Annotated in this window: 15 protein-coding genes and 1 pseudogene; 8 read left to right on the top strand and 8 right to left on the bottom strand. The window is 69.8% G+C overall.

Annotated elements, in window-relative coordinates; all coding sequences use genetic code 11:
- The first annotated feature begins 202 nt into the window (after window positions 1-202).
- Both ACGFYU_RS02540 and ACGFYU_RS02535 read left to right on the top strand, forming a co-directional pair.
- Window positions 203-595: a VOC family protein gene (locus tag ACGFYU_RS02540; protein ID WP_393825368.1), complete on the top strand. Its 393-nt coding sequence runs from the start codon at window positions 203-205 to the stop codon at window positions 593-595.
- Window positions 592-1,467 (top strand): sigma-70 family RNA polymerase sigma factor, encoded by an 876-nt coding sequence (locus ACGFYU_RS02535; protein ID WP_393825367.1) that lies wholly within the window; start codon window positions 592-594, stop codon window positions 1,465-1,467. Before ACGFYU_RS02540 ends, ACGFYU_RS02535 begins: the two co-directional genes overlap by 4 nt.
- Before the next feature lie 1,009 nt (window positions 1,468-2,476).
- Here the strand turns inward: ACGFYU_RS02535 and ACGFYU_RS02530 are convergent.
- The 3 genes from ACGFYU_RS02530 to ACGFYU_RS02520 form a co-directional block, all read right to left on the bottom strand.
- Complete coding sequence (locus tag ACGFYU_RS02530; protein WP_393825366.1) at window positions 2,477-2,905, bottom strand: tyrosine-type recombinase/integrase; 429 nt, start codon at window positions 2,903-2,905, stop codon at window positions 2,477-2,479.
- 5 nt (window positions 2,906-2,910) lie between these two features.
- Complete coding sequence (locus tag ACGFYU_RS02525) at window positions 2,911-3,123, bottom strand: DoxX family protein (protein WP_393825462.1); 213 nt, start codon at window positions 3,121-3,123, stop codon at window positions 2,911-2,913.
- Between the two features lie 117 nt (window positions 3,124-3,240).
- Window positions 3,241-3,711, bottom strand: coding sequence for a carboxymuconolactone decarboxylase family protein (locus tag ACGFYU_RS02520; RefSeq protein ID WP_393825365.1), 471 nt, complete (start codon window positions 3,709-3,711; stop codon window positions 3,241-3,243).
- Window positions 3,712-4,856: 1,145 nt separating this feature from the next.
- Here ACGFYU_RS02520 and ACGFYU_RS02515 point away from each other — a divergent pair.
- Window positions 4,857-5,051 (top strand): DUF5708 family protein, encoded by a 195-nt coding sequence (locus tag ACGFYU_RS02515; RefSeq protein WP_393825364.1) that lies wholly within the window; start codon window positions 4,857-4,859, stop codon window positions 5,049-5,051.
- Window positions 5,052-5,473: 422 nt separating this feature from the next.
- Here the strand turns inward: ACGFYU_RS02515 and ACGFYU_RS02510 are convergent, their stop codons facing one another.
- The gene (locus ACGFYU_RS02510) at window positions 5,474-8,374 is read right to left on the bottom strand and encodes a tetratricopeptide repeat protein (protein WP_393825363.1); all 2,901 of its coding nucleotides are present in this window, start codon (window positions 8,372-8,374) and stop codon (window positions 5,474-5,476) included.
- Window positions 8,375-8,382: 8 nt separating this feature from the next.
- Entirely contained in the window at window positions 8,383-8,796 is a 414-nt protein-coding gene (locus ACGFYU_RS02505; protein ID WP_393825362.1) for a hypothetical protein, read from the bottom strand.
- A 518-nt stretch (window positions 8,797-9,314) separates the two neighbouring features.
- On the opposite strand from ACGFYU_RS02505, the gene ACGFYU_RS02500 reads away from it, so the two are divergent.
- Complete coding sequence (locus tag ACGFYU_RS02500) at window positions 9,315-9,857, top strand: hypothetical protein (protein WP_393825361.1); 543 nt, start codon at window positions 9,315-9,317, stop codon at window positions 9,855-9,857.
- Window positions 9,858-9,910: 53 nt separating this feature from the next.
- Here ACGFYU_RS02500 and ACGFYU_RS02495 read toward each other — a convergent pair whose 3' ends face one another.
- Entirely contained in the window at window positions 9,911-11,230 is a 1,320-nt protein-coding gene (locus tag ACGFYU_RS02495; protein WP_393825360.1) for a ricin-type beta-trefoil lectin domain protein, read from the bottom strand.
- A 66-nt stretch (window positions 11,231-11,296) separates the two neighbouring features.
- Here ACGFYU_RS02495 and ACGFYU_RS02490 point away from each other — a divergent pair, with 66 nt between their 5' ends.
- The 3 genes from ACGFYU_RS02490 (at window position 11,297) to ACGFYU_RS02480 (ending at window position 12,655) form a co-directional block, all read left to right on the top strand.
- Window positions 11,297-11,545 carry a hypothetical protein gene (locus tag ACGFYU_RS02490; protein WP_393825359.1) on the top strand — a complete coding sequence of 83 codons (249 nt, stop codon included), beginning with the start codon at window positions 11,297-11,299 and terminating at the stop codon, window positions 11,543-11,545.
- 37 nt (window positions 11,546-11,582) lie between these two features.
- Window positions 11,583-12,164, top strand: a complete 582-nt coding sequence (locus ACGFYU_RS02485) for a hypothetical protein (RefSeq protein ID WP_393825358.1) — start codon at window positions 11,583-11,585, stop codon at window positions 12,162-12,164.
- A 215-nt stretch (window positions 12,165-12,379) separates the two neighbouring features.
- Window positions 12,380-12,655: a hypothetical protein gene (locus tag ACGFYU_RS02480; RefSeq protein ID WP_393825357.1), complete on the top strand. Its 276-nt coding sequence runs from the start codon at window positions 12,380-12,382 to the stop codon at window positions 12,653-12,655.
- Between the two features lie 56 nt (window positions 12,656-12,711).
- Here ACGFYU_RS02480 and ACGFYU_RS02475 read toward each other — a convergent pair.
- Both ACGFYU_RS02475 and ACGFYU_RS02470 read right to left on the bottom strand, forming a co-directional pair.
- Window positions 12,712-13,205 (bottom strand): annotated as a pseudogene (locus ACGFYU_RS02475) (transposase); the annotation flags it as partial.
- Between the two features lie 12 nt (window positions 13,206-13,217).
- Window positions 13,218-13,805 carry a DinB family protein gene (locus ACGFYU_RS02470; protein WP_393825356.1) on the bottom strand — a complete coding sequence of 196 codons (588 nt, stop codon included), beginning with the start codon at window positions 13,803-13,805 and terminating at the stop codon, window positions 13,218-13,220.
- 262 nt (window positions 13,806-14,067) lie between these two features.
- Here ACGFYU_RS02470 and ACGFYU_RS02465 point away from each other — a divergent pair, with 262 nt between their 5' ends.
- Window positions 14,068-14,499, top strand: a complete 432-nt coding sequence (locus ACGFYU_RS02465; RefSeq protein WP_393825355.1) for a VOC family protein — start codon at window positions 14,068-14,070, stop codon at window positions 14,497-14,499.
- The last annotated feature ends 33 nt before the right edge of the window (window positions 14,500-14,532 follow it).

The following is a 14,532-nucleotide window of genomic DNA, read 5'->3' as shown; positions in this document are numbered from 1 at the left end:
TCACCCGGAGTACTGGCTCAGGACACCAGCCGCAATCCGGGTACGGAGCAGCGGAACGGCCCCGCTTCCTCTCCAAGCCACACCGCACGGGCGGTCACTGCTCCGGCGGACGGGCCCTGTTACCTTCTCCCGTCGGCACTCGTCATAGGTGTGACGACCGCATACGAACGGTCGTCGTATCAACGAGTGAATCGAGAGCAGGATGCTGACCAACATCATGTACGTGACAGTCTATGTCACCGATCAGGACCGTGCGCTGGCGTTCTACACCGAGGGACTTGGCCTGGAGAAGCGGGTCGACTTCCCGGGGCCCGACGGACGTTTCCTCACCGTCGGTGTTCCCGACAGCCCGGTGCAGATCATTCTGTGGTCGCATGCGGCGGCCGCGGGACAGCCGGGTGACGAGGGCCGGCATGCCGCGCCCGGTCCGCTGATCCTCGAGTCCGACGATTTGCGGAAGGATTTCGAGATCCTGCGCCGGCGCGGCGTCGTCTTCGAACAGTCCGAGCCCGAGGACTATCCGTTCGGGGTCCGCATCGAGGCGGTGGACCCGGACGGCAACCGGCTCTCGCTCCGTCAGCAGCGAAAGCCGTGACCGCTCACCCGTCCGGCCTCGTGACCGAGGCGTTCGAAGCCCAGCGCGATCGGCTGCGCGCTGTCGCGTACCGCGTGCTGGGCTCGCACGCCGACGCCGAGGACGTCGTCCAGGAAGCCTGGATGCGCCTCGTCCGCCAGGACGAGGCGACCATCGGCAACCTCGCGGGCTGGCTGACCACCGTGGTCGGCCGCATCAGCCTGGACCTCCTGAGATCCCGCCAGGCCCACCCCGAAACCGTCTACGGACAAGAGTCCACGGACCTCGTGGTGACGCCCGCCGACGACCCCGCGCCCGACGAGCAGGTGGCGCTGGCCGAGTCAGTCGGCCTCGCCCTGCTCGTCGTGCTCGACTCACTCACCCCGAGCGAGCGCCTGGCGTTCGTCCTGCACGACATGTTCGCGGTCCCGTTCCGTGAAATCGGCCAGATCCTGGGCAAGTCCGCCGACGCCACCAAGATGATCGCCAGCCGCGCCCGCCGCAAGGTCCAAGCCACGGACCGGCCGGCGGGCCCCGGCCGCGAGCACCGGGAGGTCGTCCAGGCATTCCGCGCCGCGGCCCTCGGCGGCGACTTCGAAGCGCTCCTGCGTGTCCTCGACCCGAACGTGAAGCTGACCGTCGACACCCCCGACGGCGTGGTCGTCACCCTCGGCGCCACCGAGGTCGCCGCAGGCGCCCGCAGGTTCTCCGGCGAGGTAGCCCGCCACCGGCCCGTGCTGGTCAACGGGATTCCCGGCCACATGTCCTGGCGCCCCGACGGAACCCCTCTGTCCGTCATCGCCTTCACCGTCACCGAAGGCCGGATCACCGGCATCCACATCGTCATCGACCCGGCCAAACTCGCCTGGATCCAGCTGCCCGCCCCGGACTGAGCCGACGCCGTCAGGGTCGGCCCGTGCACGTCACGCCGGGCCGACCAGCTGGATTCCTCAGCCCCGCAGCCGGTTCGTCGCCAACATCCAGCGTCCCCGGGGCTACGGGACCCCTTTGCAGCTGGTGTCTGAGCTAGGACTCCGGCCCAAACGGGTGGCCCGGCAGCACCTGAGTGACATCAAGTCACTGACATTGATCAAGCCCAACGCCGCAGAACGGCTCCCGAAGTTCCATCGAAACGACTCCCACAGAAACCACAGCCAGTCGGCAGGATCAGCGAGACGGACACCCTCCCTTCTCCTCTCCGGACATCACCTGGAGCGAAAGGTTTCCCAACCCCGGGACCCGTCAGACCGACACGCCCGACCCATATCCGCATGTGTCCGTCCAACGGTCGAGGATGTCCTCGGACTCGATCTGGGTCATGCCGTGCTCGGCCAGGCGCCGGGAGGCCTGAGGGGCAGGCTGCGGGGTGTCGCCGGGGGTAGTAGGCAGCGGTGCCGGGAAGAGTGTCGTCCCAGCGGTTCTGCCGGATGGCCCGGAGGAACCGGTTCAGCCCTGAATACGGGTCTTCTTCAGGCCCCATTCGACGGGCTGGGAGGCAGCGTGCAGAACGGCGGACGGCACTCATGTGGACCGGGCCGTCCGGCCCGCACCCAACGGTCGTGGTGCCGCATGCACAACTCCCGCCCGTTGACGCCGAAGCGGCAGCCATCAGCCGCGCAGGCAGCCAGTTCACCACGTCCACGAACCGGCCGGCCGGCCAGGGGCGGCAAGGAAGTCCCGTGCGCGGTCGGCCATGGTGGCGCCACCGGATGACCTGCCCGTTGCAGAGCCCCCGCTGCCAGGTCACTCGGTCGCAGTCGGTGACCGCGCACTGACGAGAGGCGAAGACCGGTTCGGCGGGATTCGGATGGCAGATCTCGGTGCGGAACTCGGCCCGGACTGCGGCCAGCAACTTCTCCAGCACCCAGGCACGTCCGTGACCAGGGATGATGACGGGGACGGTCACAGTCGCACCTCCCGCCCGCTGAACCAGCCCGCATCGTCCGGGGTGCGGCGGGCATCCTCGACGGTCAGGTGACCATACGTGTCGATCGTGGTGCTGATCGAGGCATGGCCCAGGAGTTCCTTGACGTTCTCCATGCCGGCACCGCGTCGCAGCAGCCAGCTCGCGTAGGTGTGACGGTACTGGTGCGGTTCGACAGCGATGGCCGTGGTCTTCCGTAGCCGTCTGACCAGGTCATAGACAGCTGGGTAGCCCCAAGGATGCCCGTGCGGTTCCGCGAAGAGGTTCACGAAGACGTAGTCGGAGTCGAGAGCGCCGTACTCGCGGTGCAGGTAGTCGGAGTACAGACGCATCAGCTCCGCGCCGGCGGGGACCGTCCGCGTGCGGCCGGCCTTCGCGCGAGCCCGGTTGTCGTTCTGCCGCGGCACCGCGATCACCTGCCGCTCGGCGATCTCGATGTGACGGTCGCGCCCAGCATGAGCAGCACCAGACCGAGGGCGGCCAGCGGCACCAGCACCGGCGCGATGTCGAGCACGGCGGGCAGGACCAGGCCGACCGCGGCCAGGACCTCAAGTGCTCCGATCGCCTTGACGGGCCTGCCTCTAAGGTCTTCGACCCACCTCGCGCTGGGCCCGCTGGAGGCAATCCTCTCCTTCGGTGTGACCAGCTTGAACGCACCACCCGCCAGGTACGCAACGGCGAGAGGTTCTCCTTGCAGAAAGGTAAGGAGCTTCGGCAGCCGCAGTGGTTGTCCGGGCGGCTGTCAGTGCCGGCCTGGCTGGTAGTGGCCGGCGGGCTGCTGGACGGTGACGTTCAGGCGGTTGAAGGCGTTGATGACGGCTATCTGGGTCACCAGGGCGGCGAGCTGCTCCTCGTCGTAGTGCTTGGCTGCGTTCGCCCAGACCTCGTCGGGGACGCCGCCGGCGGCGTCGGCGATGCGGGTGGCTTCCTCCGCCAGGTCCAGGGCGGCGCGTTCGGCGTCGGTGAAGACGGTGGCCTCCCGCCAGGCCGCGACCAGGTGGAGGCGTACCGCGCTCTCCCCCGCGGCGGCGGCGTCCTTGGTGTGCATGTCGATGCATCCGGCGCAGCCGTTGATCTGGCTGGCACGGAGCATCACCAGTTCGCGGGTCGCGACTGGCAGTCCCGAATCGCCGAGGGCGTTGGCCGCCTCGATGATGTGCTTCCAGGCCTTGGCTGCGACCGGGCTGGTGAAGACGTTCAGACGGGCGTTCATCGTGTGCTCCTTTGTTGTTGTTCGCTGCTGCCCTTAGGACACCGACCCCGGTCGGGTTGTGACGGCGGCGAACGTGACGTGAGTCACCGGCGTAAGTGCGCGAAGTCGACGGCGGCGGCCATCGTGTGCGCGTGTGCCCCGGGAGCAGCGCCCTTGCCGCCCCCTTCGACGGACGGGCCACCCTCGGTCCGGGGGCACCGAACCTCTTCCGCCAGGGTGCCGTGGGCCGCCGCGGAAAGACCTCGCCCGTCGGCCCAGGTCTTGAGCCGGTCGGCATAGACCTGCTGGAGCTGGAGCTGGGGCTTTCGGCGTCCTGTGCCTCGTCTCGCCAAAGCACGTGCTTGTACGCGTGGGCGAGCAGCCCCTCGATGTTCGGCATGGGGAAGCCCTCTCGGTCATGTCCTTGGTGCTGCTCGGGCACTTGCAGGCCGGGGCGGTGGGCAAGGTCGGGGCCAGCGCAGCCAGGAGGGCCATCCGCTTGGTGGTGTTCATGGACGGTCAATCCCTGTAGCACCAACGGCGGCACGACCGGTCCCCGAAACCGCCCCCGCAGATGGAAGGCCGCGAGCCGTACGGCACCGGGACCACCCGCGGCCAGACCTTGGACACCCGAAGGTCGGCCTGGATGCCGCCGGGCGGCGAGGCCGCGGCCGCGCTGCTCGCCGGTCTTCTCCATCTCCTTGGCGAGCTGGGCGCGGCGGGCGCGGGCGGGGTGCTGTTGGAACTGACCGAACAGATCTCGGTTCGCCGGGGCATCTCCCGATTGCCCGTCATACCGGTTTCTGCATACCGGAGATGGGGAGCTCCCACCGCGATACCCCGTTCGGAGCAGGTTGGATCATTGGTGATCTATCCGGGGGAACCATCGAACCTGCCCTGAGGCCGCTTGCCGTACACCAGAGTGGCGTCGTCCGCTCGTAACCCAGGCGCACGGGCAAGGCACCTCACCAGGCCGGCCTGTGGGCGGCCCCACGATCGCTCGCGGGGCGGCCGTGCCATGACCAAGACCGCGACATCCGGTTCATCGAAGTACGTAGTGCACATCTCATCCGGGGGGTGAGGTTGCGCCCCTGCGTACCCCGTTTGGGTTGCGGGCGAGCAACAGCCCTGCCAGGGACGAAGCGACCTCAAGGAGATCAGCCACCGTGGCTCCCGCATCGAAGAACATCGTCGAGGGCGCAGTCTGCGCCGTCATCGGAATAGGCCTGGCCCTGTTCACCCAGGACGTGCACATTCCCGTCGTTACGCTCGCGAAGGTGGGCATGGTACTGATCGCTGTCGGTGGCATACAACTGCTCTACGGCGTGTACCAGGCATTCAGCGCGCGGAGTGTGGAGTAGCGGACGGCCGGGCGGCGACATACCGCTCGGACCGCGCTGCCTTTCTGAGTTCTTGGGCTCGGCATCGCTCGTTCAGGTACATCCGGCACGGTGAAGCTTGGTGGCTCGGGAGGAACTCAGTTCCTGCCGAGCCACCCCTCGGGCGGGCTACCGGGATCGCAGGTCGGCCTCCTGTGCCTCGGTGCGACGGACAACCCGTCCGGTTGCCGCCGGATCAGGGAGGGGCGGGGCCGGACACGCGGGTGCGGCCCGTGCCGAGCCGTTGGCGTCCCATGCGATCACGCACTCCGATGCTCAGCACCTGCCGGCGGCCGACCGGACGGTCGACTGGGGGCTGGAGTCCCGCAGTGTGGGCGTCCCCGACCCAGCAGGCAGCGGACGCCTCACGGAACATCATGAGTCCCGGAGAGCTCGGTAGCAGCTCAGCCGGGTCCCTGCCGCCGTCGGTGGTGCAGGGCCGCCCACTGGTCCAGGAAGCGGGCGGCCTCCGGGTCGCCCGCGGCGGCCGCGCGCCGGTACCACAGCTCAGCCTCGCTCCGCCCGCCGCGGGTGCGGATGAGTACGTGCCCGAGGTCCATCATCGCGTCGACCGAGCCGGTCGCCGCGGCGCGCCTGAGCCAGGGTTGCGCCTCCTTGAACCGTCCCGTCTCGACCAGTAGGCCCGCGAGGGGGCCGCTCGCGGTTTCCTCGCCCGCCTCCACCCCGCGCAGCAGCCAGAACTCGGCTCCGGCCGGGCGGCCGGTCCGGGCCAGCACCATCCCCAGATTGGCCATCGCCGCGGTGTTCCCTCCGTCGGCAGCGACGCGCAGGTGCCCTTCCGACGCGCGCAGTTCGCCCTTCCTGCACCGCCGCAGGCCCTCGGCCGCCGCCATGCGGACCCGCTCGGGGTCGGGGTCGGGGCGGATCCACCCCTGGTGCCCGTCCGGCCGGCTGCGGCGGCGGCGCATTCGTTTCAGCAGGCGGCTCGCCGCCCGGGCCCCCGGGATGCGGGTGACCAAGGAGGACGCGGCAATGTGGACGAGGGTGGCCCGGACGTTCTCGGTCTCCCAGTGGCCGGGGCCGAGCAGCCGTTCGCAATCGGCCAGGGCCTCCCGGACCATCTCGGATCCCAGCGCGTGCCGGCCGGCCGCGGAGTAGGCGTCGCCGAGCTGGTGACTGATGTTCAAGGTTGTCGGATGGTCCGGCCCCAGCACCCACAGGGCGTACCCCAGAGCGGGTTCCAGGACCTCGGTGGCCGACCGGACGTCTCCGGCCCGGAGGTAGGCGCTCCCGAGCACGGCGCGGGCGGACAGGGTTTGCCGGTGCTCCGGTCCGTGCTCCCGTTCGCATGCGATGAGGTCCGCCCGCATCTGCTCGATGTCGTCGCGCGGCTGCTGGGTGAGCTCCGATTCGACGGTGGCGACGTCGGAACGGACGGCCGCGGTGAGGGGGTGGCTCTCCCCCAGGAACCGTTCGCAGTCGGCGAGGACCGCCCGGAGTCGCCGGGCGGCCTCCGCCGCGTTCCCGGCGGCGTGGTGGGCACTGGCGAGGTGGTGACTGGCGCGCAGGGTGTCGAAATGGTCTGGGCCCAGGATTCTGACGCAGTCGGCGAGTTGGGCCTCGAACAGGCCGACGGCGCGGCCCATGTTGCCGCGCTCATGGTGGGCGACCGCGAGGTTGCCGCGGGAGACCAAGGTGTCGGGATGGTCCGGCCCCAGCACCCGTTCCCGGTGGTCAAGGCTCGCCTCCAGCAATTCGATGCCGAGGTCCCGGTCGCCATCCGCGTAGGTGATGGCGGCCAAGTAGGCCTGGGACGCCAGGGTCAGGCGGTGGTCGGGGCCCAGGATCCGCTGCTGGTCGGACAGGTTCGCCGTGAGCAGATCACGAGCCCTGACCCGGTTCCCGGCCTCGAAGTACGCGGCCGCGAGATTGGCGCGGGCGTGCAGGGTGGCAGGATCGTGCGGCCCCTGCGTCCGTGCGCGGAAGTCGGCGATCCGGGAGCAGTACCGGACCGCCCGGTGTTGCAGGTTCTGGCTGCCGAGGAAGGACGCGGCCGCATCGAAGACGCCGGTCGTCGCGGAGTCGTCCTGCGCCGAGGTCGTGTGCGCGACCAGGGCTTCGGCGTGCGGCAGAAACCGCTGCCAGGCCTCGAGTCCGGCGTCGAGCGAGGGGCGGGCCCGGTTGAGGAGGTCCACCGAGCGGGCGCGCCCCCGGGCGACGGCCTCGTCCTCGCGGTGCCGGATCGCCGCGTCAGGTGTGCGGAACACCTCTTGTACGAGTCGGTGCACCGACAGCGAGCCGTCGACGACGTCGACCATGCGGTAGGCGCGGAGCAGGCCCAGGGCGTGGACCAGCGTTGCCTGATCGGCCATCGGCGTCAGGAGGCTGCGCGGGATGCCGGCCGGGGCGAACCAGGCCAGGGTCCGGAACGCTTCGAGGGCGAGCGCGTCCTGCGCGGCGATCCTGTCCAGGGTCACGGTCCAGACAGCGGCGATCGTCCGGTCTTCGGGTGTCCCAGTAGCCGCTTGACGAAAGGTTTCGGCGCTGCTGTGGTCCAGGAGGTCCAGGTACTCGCCCACGCTGATGCCGGTCTGGGACAGATAGGCACCCGCCTGCGCGACGGCGAGGGGCAGATGGCCCAGCCGGCCACTCAGTCGGGCCGCGTCGGCAAGGTCTGTGCGGCCCGAGGAGCGGCGCAGCAGTTCCGTGGCGTCCTCGGCCGGCATGGCCCCGAGTGTCACGGGCCGGTCGACCAAGTCCTGCCAGCCCTCGGCGAGGCGGCTGGTGATCAGGAAACGCCCGGCGCCCCCCAGTGAACCGATCAGGTCCTGCACATCGGCCGGTGCGGCGACGTCGTCCAGGACCAGCAGCCACCCGTCGTGACAGGCCAGCCAACTGCGTGCCCATGCGGCGGCGTCCGGCAGGGGTGCGCTGTTCAGCTCGGGCACCATCCGCACGGCCAACGCAGCCAAGCCGGCCTCGATCCGGTCGGGACTGTCGGCGGTGATCCACCAGACAGGGCTGAACGCATCCTGCCGCATCTGGGCGTAGCGGCAGGCAAGCGCCGATTTGCCGACGCCGCCGAGGCCCGCAACGGCCTGGGCGATCAGCCCCGTTCCGGACTGCAGGGCGGTGTGCAGATCGCGGAGTTCCTGCTCCCGGCCTACGAAGCGGCCGGGAGCCAGGGCGGTCGGTGAGAGTCTGCCCGGACCGCCCGGCCAGCTCAGCGACGCCGCCGAGGGCAGGGGGTGGTGATAGTTGTTGATCGTGTTCTTCGCACCGTCGCCCAGGGAGATGATCCCGTGGTTGACCTCGACCTCGGCCCGCCGACTGAAAGGGTCCACGCCGACGCTCAACGATCCCCGACGACGTTGCTGGCATGGTCGCCCAGCGAGACGATGCCCGTGTTCTCTCGCACCGCGGCCGTGCGGTCGCCGCTCACCGTGACCACCGGTCGGCCGGCCGCCGCGAGGAGTTCGGCCAGGTCCCCAGCCAGGGCCCGGTCGCCTTCGACCACTCTGACGATCTTCGCGCGAAGCAGTCCGAGGTAGTCGACGTCCCCGGGGTGAGCCGCGACATCCTCGACCGCCTCGACGATCTGCTCCCCTGACTCCGGGCTGCGGCGCAGCCGTGTGAGCAGGCGCTGCCCGAGACGCACCGTGGCATCCGCGGCGGCGTCCTCCCCCCGGGTGAGTACCGCCGTGCCGTAGGCACCGACCGCCGCGCCCACCGATGCGACCACCGCGTCAACCATGGAACCGTCCACCGTGCGCCCCTCGCTTCTTCCGGAGTCGATGCGACACACATGCTAACGAAGCGTCCGGTGCACCATCTGACGGCGTCAAATCCCGCCGCTCGCGGTCGGTTTGAGCCATCCGCCACGCTGCGCGCCCGTCGGCCCGGGAGGCGCGGCCCTGGGCCTGTTGGCGACGAGGCAGGCCATCCGGGGAGGGCATCGGCGCGGCGTGGGCTTCCCGCGGGTCCCCCAACGGCCGGGCGCCGCCGCCCCCGGCGGGTGGCCGAACTCCGACGAAATCCGGCTGCCGTTCGCCTGGCGTATCTGCCCCCGTCACGCGAGGCTACCTCTCCGGTACCCCCGGCGCGCTGTTCTGGGGGCGCACAGCACCCCTCAACCGCAGAGGTCGTTCCCGAACGGCACGGTCGGAACCGCGACCGGCTCTCCCGGCGCCGTACGCGTTATTACGTACACCTACGGGAGAACGGTCACCGGCGGTTCAGGCCCCGGAGTGCGGGCCGTTGCGCGGCGCGGGGCATACTGCCGCCATGCACATGCCCAGCCTGCGGCTGCTGTTCGCGGTCCTGCTCGTCTCCCCCGCACTGGGCGGATGCGCCCTCTTCGGCCCGTACCCGACCTGCGAGGGCACCGAATCGGCGGTCGCGGAGCTGGCGAAGCTGCCGGGGCTGGAGCTGCGCCCGGAGCGGGCCCGGCCCGTCGGCGCCGCGCCGGGGGCCATGGCCACGGCCTCCTGCACCGCCGACAGCGGTGACGCCTATCTGACCGCGGAGCGGCTGTACTCCTACGACGGCAGTCGTGCGGAGGTGCTGGAATACTACGGCCGGGCGGCGCCGGCGGCGGGGTGGCGCCCGGTCGGCTCACTCGACTTCGGCCCGGACAGCCGGGCCGTCCTCTTCTGCTTCGAATCGAAGGACCGTCCGAGCATCACCCTTCAATTCCTCTCCGCGCAGCAGCTCCGCGACATCCACGGGGTGGATCCCGGACCCGAGTCGACCGGGTCCGGCGGCCGGACCTTGTTCTCGCTGAGCGCCGAGGCGGCGACGGACGGTTCGCGCATCGGCTGCGTGTGAGGTCGCCCCGCCGGCGGGGCCCGCCGGGGCGACCAGGACAACCTGGCAGCGGGTCAGCCGGTCAGGGTCCACTTCTGGTTGGCGTTGCCTGTGCACCACCACTGCAGGACCGGGGTGGCGTCCGTCGAGTCGTGGTCCCGTACGTCGACGCACTGGTCGGCCTGGACGTTGACCAGGTCCCGGGTGGCCGCGTTGTAGTCGAACCGCTGCGCGCCGGTGCCGTTGCAGTCCCACAGCTGGACCTTGGCGCCCGGCTCCGTGGAACCGCTGTTCACGTCCAGGCACTTGCCGAGGGCGCGGACCGTGCCGTCGCCGGGCAGGGTCCAGCGCTGGGCGGGTGTGCCGTTGCAGGTGTAGAGCTGGACCTGGGTGCCGTTGGCGGTCTGGGCTCCGGCCACGTCGAGGCATTTTCCGGCGAGGCCGACGAAGGTGCCGGTGCTACCGCCGCCTCCGCCGCCGTCCCAGGCGGTGACGCGGACGTGGTCGACGACGAGGTGGTTCGGGAAGGCCGTGGACCCGTCGGGGTTGCCGGGCCAGTCGCCGCCCACGGCGAGGTTGAGGATGAGGAAGAAGGGCTTGTCGAACACCCACTGGCGGCCGCCGAGATCGGCCGGGGTCCGGCGCTGGTAGGCCTGGCCGTCCACGGACCAGGTGATCGAGCCGGGGGCCCAGTCCACGGCGAAGGTGTGGAAGTCGTCGGCGAAGGCGCGGCCGCCGGAGAGGGTGTAGGCGGCGCCGATGCCGCCGCCGCCCGAGTAGCCGGGGCCGTGGATCGTCCCGTGGACGGTGGAGGGTTCGTAGCCGACGTTCTCCATGACGTCGATCTCGCCACTGTTCGGCCAGCCGACCTGGCCGATGTCGTCGCCGAGCATCCAGAAAGCCGGCCACATGCCCTGCCCGCGTGGCACCTTCATCCGCGCCTCGACGTGCCCGTGCGTCTGGGTGAAGCGGCCGGCGGTGTTCAGTCGGGCCGAGGTGTATTCGCAACGGCCGTACCAGCACTGGAAGTTGCCCGGGTTCTCGCGCCGGGCGGTGATCACCAGGTTGCCCTGGCCGTCCAGTGCGGCGTTGGCGGCGCCGGCCGTGTACCACTGGCGCTCGTGGTTGTTGACGTTGTCGCCGGTCTCCGTCTGCCACTTGCCGGGGTTCACGGCGGCTCCGGCCGGGCCGTCGAAGGTGTCCTCGAAGGTAACGGCCGCGGGGGCGGCGACCGGGGCCGGCCCGGGCGCCGGGGCGGCGGCCGCCGGCCCCCAGCCGAGCACCGCGGTGAGGGCGGCCGTGGCCAGCGCCGCCAGACCTAAGGCGCGATGGCGCCCGAACGCGGATGTCCGGGTGGGCGTGGGGGTGGGCTCGGGGGTCGGCGTGGGGGGCATGGGGTCCTCGATTCGAGTACTGGTCCAGACCTGAGCGTGGGGCGAGTGAACCCCCAGGCCGTGCCCATGTCAAGACCGTGGGAACGCTCCCACACCCGCCGCCCAGGGCCCGCCTCCCGGCCTCATCGCCCCACCCGCGCGTCCTCTCCCGCCTGCCGGAGCCTGTCGATCAACGGCACGACGCTGACCGTCAACTCCGGCAAGGGCATCGACCCGATCTCCCCGGACGAGTTCAAGAAGCTGAGGGCCGAGAACGCGAGGTGGCGGGCTCCGCTCCCGGGGGCTTGGCTGCCGGGCGTCGAACGGGATGTGTGAGACTCCCCTCGAATGATCATTCGGGGGGAGTTTCACGTTGAACGCGTTCTTGAAGAGGGTGTGGATCGGACTGGCCGCGTCTTTGATCGTGAGTCTGGCCGCCGTGGTCCTGCCGGACCAGGTACAGATCGATGACGACGGGCGCGTGCACCTGGGCGCGCCCTTGTCCAAGCCGTCCGGATCCGCGGCGGTGCCCGCGCCGGAACCTGAACCCACGTCCCCACCGCTCACGCGGCACGAGGTGGACGAAGTGATCCGGACGGCGGTCCGCGCGGCGGGCCTCGACCCGGAGCAGGGCAAGCCGACGGTCCCGGCCGGATCCAGCCTGAACAGGACGGGCTGGATGGCCGTCCGGGAGAAGGCCGCCGCACAGTCGGAAATGAAGGCGATCTGTGCGGACTTGGAGCGCCAGGGCTGGGTGCTGAACCCGAACGGCGACAGCGCCGACGCCTCCCGCAGCTACAAGCGCGGCGGCTGGTACCTGCTGGTGAGCACGCGCGGGAAGACCCAGGCACCGTCCAACACCCTGAGCGACTCGCAGACCTACCTGACCATGACCGGCCTCCAGCTCAACCTGTCCGACATACCGCTCCCCGAGATCACCGTCCGCATGCGCTGATGACGGCGCTCTTTGAATCCGGCCGTGGCCCACATTTCGTGACGATCACTCTCGATCAACGCTCCACGGCGAACGATGGGAGGTGGAGAACACCCTCGTCGTTTCAGAATGACGCGCTTGGTCAGATGGTCATGCGCTGCGAAGATGCGCTCTCGACCGGACGGTGGAGGACGGGGCACCAGATGACGCAGTGGCGGCTCTTACGGGGAGATGTCTTGGTCGGTGAGCTCAGTGAGTATGGCTGTGATCAGCCGTTCTTCCTGGCGCGTTTCACCCCGGGACCGGGCTGGGAGAGCGTGAGGGCGTTGTTCGAGGCATGGGCGGCCTTCAGCGGCCCGGATCCGGATGGGGTCAGGTTCGTCGCCCTGGTCAAGCCGTTGCACGATTTGGAGCTGACCCTGGCTCCGGTTGACGGCCGGCAGCCTCCGTTGCAGCTCTTCAAGAACTGCATGCTGCGGATCGATGGGTCTGAGGCTCGACTCCGCTACTGACTCAGCGTTTGGCCGTCCGCTGGAGCTGGCGCGGACATATGACGCTGCAGGCCAGTTCGAGCAGCCCGTAGCGGGTTTTCAATGCCGCGTTTCCACAGCAGGCAGCGGTACTTGTCGAAGTCGTAGCCCCGGTCGGCGTACAGACGCCGGGGCTTGCGGCGGGGGCGTCCCCGCCGTCCCCGGACCGATGGGATGGCGTCCAGTAGCGGCAGGAGCTGGGTGACGTCGTGCCGGTTGCCACGGGTGAGCGTGACGGCGAGTGGGGTTCCGTATCGGTCGACGATCACGCTCGGAGCCGGGACGGGCACGGTCGACCGGCGAGGGTCCGACATGATCCCCCCTTTGAGGGCCCGGACATGCGACCCGCCTACGGAGCGGTCGTTCAGATCCAGCAGGTCAGCGTGGCGAAGCTCGGCCGCCACGCGACACCCGTCCGCAGCACGTACAGGACGCCGGCGATGGCCACTCGGTCGGAGACGCGCAGCCGCCCGGGGTAGCGGCGTCGCCGCTCGGGAGCGCGCGGCAACAGCGGGGCCACCCGCTCCCACAGGGCATGAAACGATCAGTAAGCCTTGATTGGTGCGGCCGACCTGGCGGCCTGCTCGATCTTCGCGCAGTAGGCTGCACGGGCTTCCTCGTCGATCTGCTGCTCGTGTTCGGCGCGCAAACCGGTCCGGCCGTCGAGGCCCTCGCGCAGGATATCGGCGTGCCCGGCATGCCGGATGGACTCGCCGAGGACATGGACCATGATGGCGAACAGGTTCGTGTCGGCATGAGGCTCCGGCCACCACGGCACGTGGCCGGGGGCGTCGAGGGGAAGCTCGTTGATCGTCGCGTCCGAGTGTTCCCACGTGCGCCGGTAGAACCCGATGATCTGATCGCGGGTCTCCTCCTCGGTCGCCCACAGATCGCTGCCGTCGGAGTCCTGCCACCGGGGCAGCGGCTCCGGGGAAGGGCGGTCGAAGACCTCGCCGAAGTACCTGGCCTCGACGGTGGCCACGTGTTTGACCAGGCCGAGGAGGTTGGTCCCGGTCGCTGTCAAAGGCCGGCGGGCGTCGTATTCGGACAAGCCGTCGAGTTTCCAGAGCAGCGCCTTGCGGTCCCGCCGCAGTCTCCCGTGCAGGTTGTCCTTCGCGAATTCAGCGATCATGCGGCACGAGCCTGCCACACAATGCCTGGACTCGCCGCCTGTAGGTGATCGCACAGCAGGCTAAGGGTTGTCCCGTAGCTGATCTTTGGCAGCACGAGAGTGGCTGGCCGGGATCGCATCCCAGGTTCCCTTTGGGGAGGCACTGACCTCGGTTCACCCCTGCGATCGCACGACACAACAGCGGGTAGCAGGCGCCTCCTCCCGACAACGTGCGGACCTACCGACCTGGGGAGTTGAGCAGGGCCCCTGTTATCGTGCGCCGATGTCAACGATCAAACAGTTCCAAGTGACCTTCGACTGCGCGGAGCCTGCGCGCCTCGCTGCCTTCTGGTGCGAGGTGCTGGGGTACGTCGTACCGACGGTCCCGGAGGGCTTTGCCACGTGGGAGGAGTACCACCGCTCGCTGCCGCTCGAGGATGAGATCTACTTCGCGTGCACTGATCCCTCGGGTGTGGCCCCGCGCTTGCTCTTCCAGCGAGTTCCCGAAGGCAAGGTCGTCAAGAACCGGGTGCATCTCGATGTGCGGGCCGGCGCCGGGCTCGTGGGTGAGGAGCGCCTGGCCACACTCGAGGCCGAATGCGCGCGGCTGATGGCACTCGGCGCGAAACACGTGCTGACGCAGCGCGCCGATGGCGTCAACGAGTCGTGCATCACGATGCAGGACGTCGAGGGGAACGAGTTCTGCCTCGACTGATTCTCCTCCGAGACTGCGAGGTGGGGAGCCGTC

The organism is Streptomyces sp. NPDC048337 (genome assembly GCF_043201175.1).
Taxonomy (GTDB): domain Bacteria; phylum Actinomycetota; class Actinomycetes; order Streptomycetales; family Streptomycetaceae; genus Streptomyces.
This window is presented reverse-complemented; position numbering and strand designations above follow the sequence as displayed.

Excerpts from the sequence above, each read along its gene's own strand:
- ACGFYU_RS02540 (WP_393825368.1), top strand. The coding sequence starts at position 203 with ATGCTGACCAACATCATGTACGTGACAGTCTATGTCACCGATCAGGAC.
- ACGFYU_RS02470 (WP_393825356.1), bottom strand. The coding sequence starts at position 13,805 with ATGATCGCTGAATTCGCGAAGGACAACCTGCACGGGAGACTGCGGCGG.
- ACGFYU_RS02500 (WP_393825361.1), top strand. The coding sequence starts at position 9,315 with ATGCACATGCCCAGCCTGCGGCTGCTGTTCGCGGTCCTGCTCGTCTCC.
- ACGFYU_RS02495 (WP_393825360.1), bottom strand. The coding sequence starts at position 11,230 with ATGCCCCCCACGCCGACCCCCGAGCCCACCCCCACGCCCACCCGGACA.
- ACGFYU_RS02520 (WP_393825365.1), bottom strand. The coding sequence starts at position 3,711 with ATGAACGCCCGTCTGAACGTCTTCACCAGCCCGGTCGCAGCCAAGGCC.
- ACGFYU_RS02465 (WP_393825355.1), top strand. The coding sequence starts at position 14,068 with ATGTCAACGATCAAACAGTTCCAAGTGACCTTCGACTGCGCGGAGCCT.
- ACGFYU_RS02490 (WP_393825359.1), top strand. The coding sequence starts at position 11,297 with ATGTCAAGACCGTGGGAACGCTCCCACACCCGCCGCCCAGGGCCCGCC.